This is a genomic window from Streptomyces sp. WAC03905 (assembly GCF_057371075.1).
The window spans coordinates 3,660,076-3,673,851 of record NZ_JBXYDZ010000003.1; the positions used below are offsets into that span (position 1 = coordinate 3,660,076).

Below are 13,776 nucleotides of genomic sequence, written 5' to 3' on the forward strand. Positions count from 1 at the left end.
AGACGATCATGCAGACGCTCGAAGCGACCTCACCGAGACCGGCGGTCGACCTCACCCAGCCCGGACCCAACGGACGCGTGCTGCTCGACAGCCAGGCCGCCACCGAGTCCAACGCCCGTACCTACCCGCGCCGGATCCCGGTCGCGATCGCCGAGGCGTCCGGGTCCCACATCACCGACGTCGACGGCCGCCGCTACATCGACTTCCTCTCCGGCGCGGGCGTCCTCGCCCTGGGCCACAACCACCCGGAGCTGGTCGCGGCGGTGACCGCGCAGCTGCCGAAACTGACGCACGGCCTCGACTTCCCGACCCCGGTGCGCGACGAGTTCAAACGCCGGCAGATCGGGATGCTCCCGGAGCACATCCGGGACGACTACAAGATGCACTTCTGCGGGCCCACCGGCTCCGACGCCGTCGAGGCCGCGATCAAACTGTGCAAGAAGGCGACCGGCCGCGGCCAGGTCGTCGTCTTCCAGGGCGCCTACCATGGCTCCACCCAGGGGGCCATGTCCCTCACCTCGGAGCACGCGCCCAAGACCGGTCTGCACAACCTCCTCCCGGGCATCCACTTCACGCCGTACTCCTACTGCCACCGCTGCCCGATCGGCCTCGCCCCCGACAACTGCAGCACCAACTGCGCCGAGGTGCTGGTCAACACGCTGACCGACACCCACGGCGGCGTGCAGCTGCCCGCCGCGATCATCATGGAGCTGGTCCAGGGCGAGGGAGGCGCCATCCCGGCCCGCCGCGAGTTCGTCCACCGGGTCGCCGACACCGCCCGTGAGCTGGGCATCCCGCTGATCGTGGACGAGGTCCAGACCGGCTGCGGCCGCACCGGCACCTGGTTCGCCTTCGAGCAGTACGGCATCACCCCCGACGTCGTCGTCGCCTCCAAGGGCCTGTCCGGGATGGGGCTGCCCGTCGCCGCCATCCTGTACCGCAAGCACCTGGACACCTGGACGCCGGGCAGCCACATCGGCACCTTCCGCGGCAACAACCTCGCCTTCGCCAGCGCCAACGCCTTCCTCGACGTCGTCGAGCGCGAGGACCTGCTGGCCCACGTCCGCAAGATCGCCGACCACCTGCTCGGCGAGCTGACCGTGCTCGGTGACAGCCCGCTGGTCTCCGACGTGCGCGGCCTGGGCCTGATGCTCGGCATGGAGATGGCCGCCGCTCCGACCGCGGACGCCACCCAGGTCGCCGCCAGGTTCCAGCAGGAGGCACTGCGCCGGGGCCTGATCGTCGAGCTCGGCGGCCGGGGCGACAGCGTCGTCCGGCTGCTCCCGCCACTGAACATCACCGTCGAGGTCGCCGACGACGCCGTGGCGATCCTGCGCGACGCGCTCGGCACCCTCGAGGCGGAACTCGCCGCGGAGGCCGGCCGATGAGCACGATCGTGTCCGGACGGGCCGGCCGCGCCGCGCATCGGCATCGTCAACCTGATGCCGAACGCCGAGCAGTACGAGAACTGGCTGATGCCGCAGCTGTCCCTGTCGGGACCGTTCGAACTGCAGTGGATCAGGATCTCCTCCCGCCGCTACCACCTGGACGACCCGGCCCGCATCGCCGCGACGTACCGCACCTACAAGGAAGCCACCGCCGACGCCCCGCTGGACGGCCTGATCGTCAGCGGCGCCGCGGTGGAGCACCTCCCCTTCGAGGAGGTGCGGTTCATGGACGAACTGAACGACATGGTGCAGGACGTCCACGCGCAGGGATCGCCGCTGCTCGGCCTGTGCTGGGGCGCGATGGGCGTGGGCCACCTGGTCTACGGGCTGCCCAAGGACATCTACAGCGCCAAGATCTCCGGCATGTACGAGACCGAGCTGCTGGCGCACGACGGTCCCGTCGCCTCCTCCCTCGACGACCGGTTCTGGTCGACGCACAGCCGCTTCGCCGGCTTCGACGACAAGGCGCTGGACGCCAGCACCACCGTCCGCGCGCTGGCCCGGGCCGAGGGCGCCGGCACGGTGATCGCCGAGTCCTACGACCACTCCGTGCTCATGCACACCGGCCACCCCGAGTACTACGGCTCGCGGCTGGCGGAGGAGTACCGCCGGGACGTGGACCAGCAGGTGGCCGGCGTACGGGCACCGGTCGGCGTCGACCTCGACCGGCCGCTGCGGCTGTGGCGCAGCCACAGCCTGGCGTTCTTCGCGAGCTGGGTCCGGCTGGTCGGCGACCAGTCGGCCGCGCGCTAGAGGACGGGGAGGACCAGTGTCACCTGTGTCACCCCTGTCACCCCCGTCCGCGACGGGCCCGTCCGGACGCCCGCTGCGCCCGGTGGTGTGGAAGTTCGGCGGCTCCTCGGTCGGCGACATGGACCGGCTGCGCCGGGTCGCCCAGCGACTGGTGGAGGCCAGGCGCGCGGGGGCGGACGTCGTCGCGGTCCTGTCCGCGATGTCGGACACCACCGACGACCTGCTGGAGATGGCGAACGTCCTCACGACGCAGCCCGACGCCCGCGAGCTGGACGCACTGCTGGCCGTCGGCGAGTCCATGTCGTGCGCGCTCGCCGCGATCGCCGTGCACGAGCTCGGCGAGCGCGCCGTCTCCCTCAACGGCCGCCAGGCCGGAGTGCTGACCGACACGGCGCACGGCAACGCCCGTATGCAGTCGATCGACCCGGCCCGGATCGTGGCCGCCCTGGAACAGGGCCTGATCGTCCTGGTCACCGGCTACCAGGGCGTCACCGACGACGGTGACGTCACCACGCTGGGCCGCGGCGGCTCGGACGCCTCGGCCATCGCCGTGGCGGCCGCGCTGGGGCTGCCCGCATGCGACATCTGGACCGACGTCCCGGGGGTCTTCACCGCCGACCCCCGGGTGGTCCCCGACGCACGGCGCCTGGACCGGCTCAGCCACGAGGCCATGCTCCAGCTCGCCGAGGCCGGAGCCCAGGTGATGCAGCCGCGCGCGGTGGAGCTCGCGGCGGCGCACGGAGTCGCCATCCACGTCCGCTCCTCGTTCACCGGCGAACCCGGCACGTGGATCACAGAAGTCAGGGAGGAGAACGACATGTTCGAGACGGCCCGCATCATCGGCGTCGCCCACCGCCGCCACGACCCGCTCTACCAGGTCGACGGCCTGACGCCCGCACAGGTCTCGGCGGCCCTCGACGGCCACGGCCTGCCGGTCGGATCCATCATCGGCAGCCCGGGCGAACTCCGCTTCACCTCGCCGGGAGCCGAACCGCAGGCGGTCATCGCCGCCCTCGGGGACATCGGTGCCGCCGTCGCGGTGCACGACGAGGAGCTGGGCAGCGTGAGCGTGGCCGGGGACGCCTGCGGCAACCGCTCCGAGGTCACCCTGCGGATCCTGGAATCCCTGGAGCGCACGGGGATCCGGCCGGTGCTGGTCACCAGCACCCCCAGCCGGGTCTCCTGCCACGTCGCCTCCGGCGTGGTCGACGAGGCCGCCCGGGTCCTGCACAGCGCCTTCGGCCTGCACACCGACGCGGCCGCCCCGCAGCCCGTCGGCGCCGGACGAGCGGGCTGAGGGGGCGGGAGCATTGACCACCACGCAGGGGCGTGAGGACACCGCGGGCCGACGCGGCGTCCTCGCCAACCGGGACTTCGTCAAGCTCTGGAGCGGGCAGACGGTCTCCCTCGTCGGCTCGCAGGTGACCGACATCGCGCTGCCGCTGGCGGCGGTCATCACCCTGAACGCCAGCGCGTTCCAGATCGGCCTGCTCAACGTCGCCCGGTTCGCGCCGTACGTACTGGTGACCCTGCTGGCAGGGGTCTGGTTCGACCGGCGGCGCAGGAGGCCGACCCTGATCGCGGCCGACGCGGTCCGGGTGCTGCTGATCGGTGCCCTGCCGGCGGCCCACCTGCTCGGCGTGCTCTCGCTCCCGTGGCTCTACGTCGTCGGGTTCCTGGCCGGCGTGGCGACGGTCCTGTTCGACGTCGGGATCCTCTCCTACATCCCGGGACTCGTCGACAAGGACGACCTGGCGGACGCGAACAGCAAGATGACGGCCAGCTACTCGGTGGCCGGCATCGCCGGCCCCGGGCTGGCCGGCTTCCTGGTCGGCGCGCTGACCGCGCCCGTCGCGCTGACCGTCGGCGCCGCCACCTACCTGGCCTCGGCCGTCGCCCTGTGGTGGATCCGCAGGCCGGAGGCCGAACCCGAGCGGCCCGCCGAAACGAAGTCGGTGCGCGCCGACATCGTCGAGGGCCTGCGCACGGTGGTCGGCAGCCGCATCCTGCGGCACCTGGCGACCCAGTCGGCCGTCTTCAACCTGTTCGAGAACGTCATGACCACCGTCTTCCTGGTCTACGCGGTCAGGACGCTGGACATGAGCCCCTTCCAGCTCGGCCTGGTCGTCGGCGCCGGCTCCGTCGGGGCCCTGCTGGGCGCGACGTTCTCCGGGCGGATCAGCAAGCGGCTGGGCTTCGGCCCGGCGCTGCGCCTGGTCACGCTGCTGGCCTGCCTGTCCCCGGTACTGCTGCTCATCCCCGGTGACCGCGGCCTGTTCTCCCTGGTGCTCCTCGGCGCGACGCTGGCCGTGCACGGCTTCAACCTGGCCGTGTTCAACGTCAACTCGCTCACCCTGCGCCAGACCGTCACCCCGGCCCGTCTGCTGGGCCGGATGAACGCCAGCTACCGGCTCATCCTGTACGGCACGATCCCGCTCGGCGCGCTGCTCGCCGGCTCGCTGGCCTCCGTGTTCGGACTCCGGGCCGCCCTGGCCGTCGGCGTCGCGGGCATCGCCCTGCCGGCGGCGTGGATCACCTTCTCGCCCGTCTACCGGCTGCGGGAGATGCCCCGGGGTCCCGTCGACGCGGACCAGCCCACAAGCGTCGCGTAGTCACGCGCGGCCGAGTCGTGACCGCGCCCCGGACGCTGCACCATCCACTGCCTGAAAGAAGGACTACCCAGTCATGTTGACCGATTCCCAGCGGGCCGCGCTGACCGCCAGGCTGCGTCGCACGGCCCCTCCGATCTCCTCGATCCCCCGCCGCTCGCCCGCGCTGCAGGACCTGCCGCTCTCGTACGGACAGGAGCAGCTCTGGTTCATCGACCAGCTGGCCCCCGGGGAATCCACCTACACCATCGCCGGCGCCGTCCGCATGACCGGCGCCCTCGACCGCGCCGCCCTCGGCGCGGCCCTGGACGCCCTCGTCGCCCGCCACGAGGCGCTGCGCACCCGTCTGGTCACCGTGGACGGCGCGCCGGTCCAGGTCATCGACCCGGCCGCGCCGGTCGACCTGGCCTTCGTGGACCAGCGGCACGTCGCCGCGGACGAGGTCGAGGAGGCCTGGCGCGCGGCCGCCCAGAAGGAGACGGCCCGCCCGTTCGAGCTGGACCGCGGCCCGCTCTTCCGCGCCCTGCTGCAGCAGCTGGCCGACGAGCACCACGTCCTGCTGATCACCGTCCACCACACCGTCTTCGACGGCTCCTCCTTCCCCGTGCTGCTGGCGGAGCTGTCCGAGTCGTACGCCGGCGCCGTCGCCGGGACCGGTGCGCGGCCGGCCGAACTGCCCGTTCAGTTCGCCGACTTCGCCGTCTGGGAGCGCGACCGCCTGCAGGGCGAGACCCTGCAGCAGCTGACCGACTACTGGAGCGAGAACCTCCAGGGCGCGCCCGTCCTCCAGCTGCCGACCGACCGCCCCCGTCCGCTGGTGCAGACGTACCAGGGCACGACGGAGTCCCGGGACCTCGGCGACAAGGTCCTGACCCGGCTCACCGCGCTGGGCCGGGACGAGGGCGCCACCCTGTTCATGACCCTGATGGCCGCCTACCACGTCCTGCTGCACCGCTACAGCGGCCAGGACGACATCGTGGTCGGCACCGTCAGCGCCAACCGCAGCCGCCCCGAACTGCAGCCGGTGATCGGGTACCTGATCAACACCCTGCCGGTCCGGGTCGACCTGTCCGGGGACCCCACCTTCCGCGAGGTCCTGGAACGCACCAAGACCGCCACGCTGGGCGCCTTCGGTCACCAGGACCTGCCCTTCGCCAAGATCGTGGAGGCCGCCAAGGCTCCCCGCGACCCCTCGCGCTCCCCCGTCTTCCAGGTCGGCTTCATGCTCTCCGACGACCAGAAGCGGGACCTGCGGCCCGCCGGCATGACCTGGGCCTCCGAGGAACTCCCGGCCGAGGCGGCCAAGTTCGACCTGCTGGTCTCCGCCGTCGAGAGCGGCGGCCGGCTGGGGCTGAACCTCAGCTACGCCACCGCCCTGTACGACGCGGCCACCGCGCAGCGTCTGCTGGGCCACTTCGAGACGCTGATCGACGGCCTGCTGGCCGAGCCCGACGCCCGCATCTCGCAGCTCCCGATCATGACCGAGGCGGAGCTCCACCAGAGCTCGTCACCTGGAACAGCGACAAGGCCGACTTCCCCGACTGGAACCTGCACCAGGCCTTCGAGGCCAAGGTCGCGGCGCACCCCGACGTGATGGCCGTCGAGCTCGACGGCGAGGGCCTGACCTACGCCCAGCTCGACGCCCGCGCCAACCAGGTCGCCCGCCGGCTGCGCGAGCTCGGCGTCGGCCCGGAGTCGCTCGTCGGCGTCAGCATGCAGCGCACGGTGCGCCGCATCGTCGGTCTGATGGGCATCCTCAAGGCCGGTGGCGGCTACGTGCCGCTGGACCCGGAGTACCCGGCCGACCGCCTCGCCTTCATGGTGGAGGACGCGAAGATGAGCGTCGTCCTCACGGACGAGGCCAGCGCGTCCGCGGTGCCGACCCAGGACGTCACCGTGCTGGACCTGGACCGGTCCTGGAGCGAACTCACCGCGCTGGACGACTCCCCCGTCGAGGCCCTCGCGAGCCCTTCGGACGTCGCGTACGTCATCTACACCTCGGGCTCGACCGGCCGCCCCAAGGGCGTGGTCGTCGAGCACCGCAACGCCGTCAACTTCTGCTACGCCGAGATCGAGTTCTGGCCGCTGGGCCCGGGCGACCGGATCCTGCAGTTCGCCTCGCTCAACTTCGACGTGTCCGTCCTGGACATCTTCGGCGCGCTGCTGTCCGGTTCCACCCTGGTCCTCGGAAGCACGCAGACCCTGCTCTCCCCGCCGCGGCTGGCCGACCTGATCCGCGGCGAGGGCATCACCTTCATGTGCCTGCCCCCGGCCGTGCTGAACCTGCTGGCCGAGGAGGAGTTCCCGAGCCTGCGCGTCGTCATCGCCGGCGGCGAGGCCTTCTCCTCCGAGCTGGTCCGCAACTGGGCGCGCCCCGGCATGCGCTTCATCAACGGCTACGGCCCGACCGAGACCACGGTCGGCTCCACCATGGCCCGTTGCCAGGACGACGGCATCGACCCGCCGCCGATCGGCCTGCCGCTGACGAACTACACGGCGTACGTACTGGACAAGCACCTCAACCCGGTCCCGGTCGGCGTCGCGGGCGAGCTCCACATCGGCGGCGCCAGCGTCACCCGCGGCTACCTGGGCCGGCCGGAGCTGACCGCCGAGCGCTTCGTCACCGACCCCTTCAGCGACGTTCCCGACGCGCGCATGTACAAGACGGGCGACCTGGCCCGCCGCCTGCCCGACGGCAACCTCCAGTACCTCGGCCGCCTCGACCACCAGGTCAAGATCCGCGGCCTGCGGGTGGAGCTCGGCGAGATCGAGGCCGTGCTCGCCGCCCACCCCTCGGTCGCCCAGGCCATCATCATCGTCGGTGAGGACCAGGCCGGCCAGAAGAACCTCATCGGCTACGCCCGGACCAACCCCGACGCGCCCGCCATCACCGTCGGCGACCTCCGGGCGCACCTGGGCGAGGCCCTGCCCGCGTTCATGGTCCCGGCCCACCTGATCATCCTGGACACCTTCCCGCTCAACGCGAACGGCAAGGTCGACCGCACCGCGCTGCCCGCCCCGGACAGCGCCGGGGACGCGGGCGACTACGTCGCCCCGCGGACCATCCTGGAGACGGTCCTCGCCGACATCGTCTCCGACATCCTCAAGCTCCAGCGGGTGGGCATCGAGGACAACTTCTTCGAGATGGGCGGCAACTCCCTCCAGGCGATGCAGGTCATCACCCGCCTGCGCAAGGACCTCGGCGTCGACACGGACGTGACCGCGATCTTCCTCGCGCCCACGCCCGCCCGGCTCGCCGCGGCCCTCGTCTCCAAGCACGGCCTGGAGGACGCCCCGCTCGACGAGCTGGACGACATCGAGGCGCTGGAGGAGGTGGCCGGCCCGGCCGCCCCGGACACCGTGTCCGTCACGCCCGGTTCGGACACGATCGTGCCCCTGTCGGAGCGCACCGACGGCGACCCGCTGTTCCTCGTCCACGCCGTCGGCGGCACCGTGTACCCGTACTTCGGTCTGATGCAGGAGCTCCAGGACCGCTACCGGGTGCTCGGCGTGCAGGCCTCGGGCCTGCGGGCCGGTACCGCACCGCGCCAGGACCTGGCGGAGATGGCCGACGCGTACACCGAGGCGATCCGCCAGGCCCAGCCCTCCGGCCCGTACCGGCTGGCCGGCTGGTCGATGGGCGGCCTGCTGGCCCTGCAGATCGCCCGCCGGCTGGAGGCCTCGGGCGCCGAGGTGGCCCTGGTCGGCCTGCTGGACACCCCGTACTCCGCGGACGACGTCTCCGGGGTGAGCGAGCAGGCCTTCGCCGCCCAGTTCGTCCTGGACGGCGCCCGGGCCCTCGGCCCCGACGCGGGCGAGCTGCCCGACCCGAAGACCACGCCGGTGGCCGAGCAGCTGCGCTGGTTCGGCGAGAAGCTGACCGGCGGGACGGGCGACGCGGAGGAGGTCCAGGCGGACATCAACCGCAGGTTCCAGGTCTTCAAGGCCCACATCACCCTGATCGGCGGCCACCGCCCCGAGCCGGTGTCGGCCCCCGTCGTGGTGGTCTCGGCCGAGCAGTCCCCGGACCTCTCGGCCGAGTGGACGGCCCTCCTGGGCACGGGCACCCGCACCGTCCGGGTCCCCGGCGACCACTACACCTTCCTCCGCACCCCCGGCGTACAGGGCGCCGCCGAGGCCCTCCGCACCGCGGACCAGCACTGACAGGAGCCGGTCCGGCCTTGATTTCCTGAACAACTCCCGCCCCGGGTCACGTATTCGGTGACCCGGGGTTCGAGTTTTTCGATCTTTTCGCTGTGGTTCAATGAACGCTCCGTGATTCGGTTTCTCGCGGGTGGTGCAGCGTTGATCAAGGAAAATACCTTCGAGGCCACTTCGGTGCTGCTCACCGAACTGCTCGACACCCAGCCGCGGTACCGGAGCCGGTGGCGCGCCCGCGTCCAGCGGGACCGTTCGGGCGGCCGGGTGAGCATCGCGGCCGTGGCCCAGGTACTGGCCGAACACCTGTGGGAATCAGGCGAGTTCCCCGAGTCGGAGCACTCTCTCGCCCGCAACCTGAAGGACCGCGTCCGCCGGGCGCTCGACGGCACGTCGATCACGGCGGAGACGCTCGCATGGCTCATCGACGCCTTCCGGATGGAAGAGCGCGACGCGGAATGCCTGCGGGCCACTCATGAAAGCGATTCCGGCAGCCGGCCCGACGGAATCTCCGACGCCGTCCGGGAACCCCGGAAGATGTTCAGGCGCCAATGGCATCGAACGGTGACGGTATTCGAACGCTATTTCCTCGACCATGACCGGCAGCTGGCCGAACGGCGGACGAAGCACGTGATCATGGCCCTGGAGGACGGGGTCGACAGCTACTTGTTCAACCACGAGCCCTCCGTTCGGTCCATCGAGGTGACGCACGGAGGAACCCTGGGGCCGGAGCACCGCTACGACGGCCTGGTGTCCCACGAGATCATGCTCCCGCACCCCCTCAAGCGGGGTCAGCGCACCTCGTTCGAATACCGGACCCTCTACCGGCCCGCCCCGCATCCGCCCCAGGAGGTACGGCGCCCCGCCCGCGGCCGCATCGAGAACTTCGACATGGCCGTGCACTTCACGCCCCGCCGACTGCCCCGCCGGCTCTGGTGGGCGACCTGGTCGGACCACCACCTCGGCGAGCCGGTGCAGTTGGAGCCCGTCCAGGTGTACGACAACGGCAGCGCGCACCGCTACGTGCCCATCGTCGAGCGGTCGGTGGTCGGATTCCGCTGGAACTGGTGAGCGGCGGGCACCACTTGGCCGGTCAGGCGCCGCCGCGATGCGCCGTACGCACGCGCCGTGCGCCATAAGTGCGCCATGCGGCGTGTTCACTCCCCCTGTCAGTCAATCGGACGATCTCGGGGGGACACCGTGGGAATCCTCAACCAGTTCGACGTCATCGACTCCTTCAACCAGCTCATCCCCGGCGCGGCCGGACACTCGGACGGCTACCTGCGCGAGGTCGCCAAGGCGACCCAGGAGCAGGGCCTGCCCGTCGAGATGAACCTGGAGAACAACTCCGACGGCCTGTTCGCCGCGATGCGCGGGCAGGGCGCCCGCCGGTTCCTCGTCGTCCAGCCCCTGGACCGCAAGGCCCGGGGCCTGCGGATGATGCACTTCGGGTTCCCGGTCGGGACCAACCTCACCGCCGGCTGGCTCCTCACCGGTACCACCGGCAGCCTCAAGCTCTTCGACTACCTCGACCTCACCGCGGTCATCGAGTCCGTCCACGGACTCGCCGTCGTCCCCGCGCTCTACAGCGTCGCGGACAGCACCGGCTTCGCCCGCGCGGAGATCCGCAAGTACCAGAGCGGGTTCTTCGGCGTCTGAGCCGCACCGCGCCACCCTCCGCGTCCCCGACCACCCGAGCCGCACGGAAGGACAGCCATGGGCTGGGTCCTCTTCTTTCTCTACGTCGCCGGCATCATCGGCACCACCCGCTACGCGATGAACCTCTTCGGCCTGCACTGGGCCGACATCAACGGATCCGGTCTGAACGGCATCGGCTCCCGCTTCAAGACGATGGTGCCGGGCGCCTTCTGGCCCATCGGCCTGCCGATCCTCCTCCTCGTGGCGCAGCAGCGGCAGGAGCGCCGCCGGGCCTCCCGCCAGGACGTCGCCGACCTCATGGGCGGCGACGAGGCCCCTCGCAACGCCCCCGCACCGCAGCCCCAGCACCGCACCCGCAACCCGTTCGACGACGTCTGAGCCGTCGGCGCCCGCTCTGCGCACGCTCTCCCGACCCACTCCCGAGGACACGCTCTCCCGACCCCCTCCCGAGGAGGTGACACCGTGCAGTGGCCCCCGAACGTCCGCCAGGACACGGCCGTGATCTGGGCCGACAGCGACTCCTTCGCCAAGCCGCCCTGCTGGGCCACCGCGGCGGCCCGGATCGTCGCCGGACCCCGCGCGCCCGAGACGGACCGCCCCGTGGAGAGCGGCGCGGCGATGCGCGCGGTGTCCACGCGCATCGTGCGGGCCCTGGAGGGCTGGGTGAACCGAGCCGCTCTGGAGGTCCGCTACACCTCGCCCGCCCCCGGGCGCCCCCTGGGCATCGACTGCCACCTCGTCGCCCGCGCCGCGGGCGGCACGCCGTACGACGCCGAGGCGGCCGCCGCACAGTTACTTGGCGCGGTGGCACGGCTGCTGCCCCCGGGATTCGTCGTGGAACCGGCCGAACCGGCCGCCCTCGTCGTCCCCGCGGGCGCGGTGACCTGCGCCGAGGTCCGCCGCCTGGAGGAGGTCGTCGTACCCGCCCTCGACGGCTACTCCGCCGCCGAGTACTACTACCTGCCCGGTCGGCTGCACGGCGACGGCTCCGCCTGGGACCCCTTCCAGCGCGCCCTGCTGCACGCACCCTCCCCCGTACTGGTCAGCCTGGTGTTCCTGCCGACCGCGCTGTCCGCGCTGGAGAGCGACGCGTACGGGCACCTGTGCTCCGCCCTGGAGTACGAGTCCACGCCCCGCACCGTGCAGGACTACCTCGGACCGCTGGAACTGCCGCCCGACGACAACGCCCGCCGCGCCCTGGAAGCCTGGCGCCGCTTCGGGGACAGCCCGGCCAAGGTCCTGGCACGGGCCACGGTCGTCGGCGACCGGGCCACCACCGACACGGTGGCCGCCACGCTCGCGGCGGCCGTCGGATCGTCGTACGACGTGACCGAACGGGCCAGGTCCGGCGGTGTGAGCATCGTCCGGCCCGGTGACGCGGGGGAACTCCGGCTGGCCGCCCAGTGCCTGGCCGGCGGCTCCATCGCGCCCTGGGGCGGCCACTTCCTCTGGGGGCTCCCGCAGGCACCCGAGTCCATCCGTCGCGTGCCCTACCTGTTCGGGGCCGAGGAAGCCGCCTCGATGCTCGTCCTGCCCGTCCCCGGACCGGACGGCTGCCCCGGTCTGGAGGTGTCTCCGTCCGCGCTGGAGCAGGTCACTCCGGCTCCCGCGACCGAGCCGGACACCCCCGTGCTCACCCTCGGCGACCGGATCAGCGGCGGCCCCGCGGCCGCCGTCCGCCTCCCCCTCGACGACCTCGTCAGCCACGGCCTGATCGTCGGCGCGCCCAACACCGGGAAGTCGACCACCCTGCAGAGCCTGCTCGTCCAGCTCTGGCGGGACCACAAGGTGCCGTGGCTGGTCATCGAGCCGGTCAAGACCGAGCACCGCGGCATGCTCGCCGTACCGGGCATGGAGGCCCTGCGCATCCACACCCTGGGCGACTCCCGGCGCGCCCCCTGGCGGTTCAACCCCCTCCAGCCGCCCGGCGGCACCACCGTCCACGCCCACATCTCGTCGCTGATGGCCGTCTTCCGCGCCGTGGTGCCGGACATGGACGGCGCACTGCCGCTCATCCTCGAACAGGCCTTGGAGGAAACCTACGTCCGGGCGGGCTGGGACGGCGGGCGCACCCTGTCCGGCCGGGTACCGACCCTGCGCGCCCTGCTCCCCGTCCTCGACACCCTCCAGGACGACAGCGACTACCGCGGCCAGGCCCTCAACGTCTTCCCCGCCCTCGCCACCCGCGTCCGGGCCCTGCTCGGCGGCGAGCACGGCTACATGTTCGACACCGTGGAGGAGACCGACTGGGCCGGTCTCCTCGACCGGCCCGCCGTACTGGAACTGGCCTCCATGGCGGACCCCGCCGCGATCGACATGACCCTCGGCTTCCTGCTCTCCCAGGTGTCCGCCTTCGCCCGGTTGCGCGGCAGCCAGAACCGCCGACTGCGCCACCTCATCGTGCTGGAGGAGGCCCACCGCGTCTTCGCCCGTCCGACCGGCGGCCCCGAGCGCCGGTCGGCGGAGGCGGTCTCCGCCCTCGCCAACGCACTCGCCGAACTCAGCTCCTTCGGGCAGGGCTTCGTCCTCCTCGACCAGGTGCCCGAGCGCCTGGACGAGGCCGCCACCGCCCTCACCGGCGTGAAGATCATGCATGCGCTGCGCAGCGAACAGAGCCGGCAGGCCGTGCTCGGCGACATGGGCGCCGGCCCCGCTCCGCGCAGGACGCGGCCGCGCTCCGCCGCGGCCAGGCCCTCGTCGCCACACCCCGCACCACCGACCCCCTGCTCGCCGCGATCCGGCCCGACCCGGCCGTGGACACCGCGCGCACCATCGACGACGACGCCGTCGTACGTCACATGGCGGAGCCGACCCGTGCCCTGTCCCGGCTGCTGCCGTACGAGCTGTGCTCCCGCGACATCTGCCGGGACGGCTGCGCACCGCAGCGCAGGGGACGGGGCCGGGCCCTCGCCTTCGCCCGGCGCCGTGCGGAGCGCGCCGAGGCGTACCGGACACCGCGCGGCGAGCCCCGCCGCGCGCCGGCCCTCGGCGACCTCGCCCGCTCCATGGCCGTTGCCTGCGCCGGCGACGTCGCCGGTACGTACTGCGCGATGGTCCACGTCGACCTCGACCGGCCGCTGCCCGGCCTGACCCCCCAGCGCCGGCAGTCCGATCTCACGGCGGTCGTCCACAAGCAGGCGGCCCGGACG

10 protein-coding genes are annotated in these 13,776 nt (G+C 72.2%); all 10 read left to right on the forward strand.

From position 1 onward, the window contains the following. Positions 1-8 precede the first annotated feature (8 nt). The 10 genes from AC2RP6_RS18970 (at position 9) to AC2RP6_RS19015 (ending at position 13,717) form a co-directional block, all read left to right on the forward strand. A complete protein-coding gene (locus tag AC2RP6_RS18970; protein WP_486447268.1) occupies positions 9-1,388 on the forward strand; it encodes an aspartate aminotransferase family protein in 1,380 nt (459 codons plus the stop codon). A gap of 42 nt (positions 1,389-1,430) precedes the next feature. Continuing rightward, a complete protein-coding gene (locus AC2RP6_RS18975) occupies positions 1,431-2,201 on the forward strand; it encodes a homoserine O-acetyltransferase/O-succinyltransferase family protein (RefSeq protein WP_486450378.1) in 771 nt (256 codons plus the stop codon). 82 nt (positions 2,202-2,283) lie between these two features. Further along, positions 2,284-3,498 (forward strand): aspartate kinase, encoded by a 1,215-nt coding sequence (locus tag AC2RP6_RS18980; protein ID WP_486447269.1) that lies wholly within the window; start codon positions 2,284-2,286, stop codon positions 3,496-3,498. 13 nt (positions 3,499-3,511) lie between these two features. Beyond that, positions 3,512-4,813, forward strand: a complete 1,302-nt coding sequence (locus tag AC2RP6_RS18985; RefSeq protein ID WP_486447270.1) for an MFS transporter — start codon at positions 3,512-3,514, stop codon at positions 4,811-4,813. A gap of 73 nt (positions 4,814-4,886) precedes the next feature. Continuing rightward, positions 4,887-6,404 carry a condensation domain-containing protein gene (locus tag AC2RP6_RS18990; protein ID WP_486447271.1) on the forward strand — a complete coding sequence of 506 codons (1,518 nt, stop codon included), beginning with the start codon at positions 4,887-4,889 and terminating at the stop codon, positions 6,402-6,404. Further along, a complete protein-coding gene (locus AC2RP6_RS18995; protein WP_486447272.1) occupies positions 6,404-8,974 on the forward strand; it encodes a non-ribosomal peptide synthetase in 2,571 nt (856 codons plus the stop codon). Before AC2RP6_RS18990 ends, AC2RP6_RS18995 begins: the two co-directional genes overlap by 1 nt. A gap of 141 nt (positions 8,975-9,115) precedes the next feature. Then, entirely contained in the window at positions 9,116-10,039 is a 924-nt protein-coding gene (locus AC2RP6_RS19000) for a hypothetical protein (protein ID WP_486447273.1), read from the forward strand. Between the two features lie 129 nt (positions 10,040-10,168). After that, the gene (locus AC2RP6_RS19005) at positions 10,169-10,627 is read left to right on the forward strand and encodes a hypothetical protein (RefSeq protein WP_486447274.1); all 459 of its coding nucleotides are present in this window, start codon (positions 10,169-10,171) and stop codon (positions 10,625-10,627) included. 57 nt (positions 10,628-10,684) lie between these two features. Next, positions 10,685-11,005, forward strand: coding sequence for a hypothetical protein (locus AC2RP6_RS19010; protein WP_486447275.1), 321 nt, complete (start codon positions 10,685-10,687; stop codon positions 11,003-11,005). 84 nt (positions 11,006-11,089) lie between these two features. Continuing rightward, on the forward strand, positions 11,090-13,717 hold the full coding sequence (locus AC2RP6_RS19015; protein ID WP_486447276.1) for an ATP-binding protein: 2,628 nt from the start codon (positions 11,090-11,092) through the stop codon (positions 13,715-13,717). The last annotated feature ends 59 nt before the right edge of the window (positions 13,718-13,776 follow it).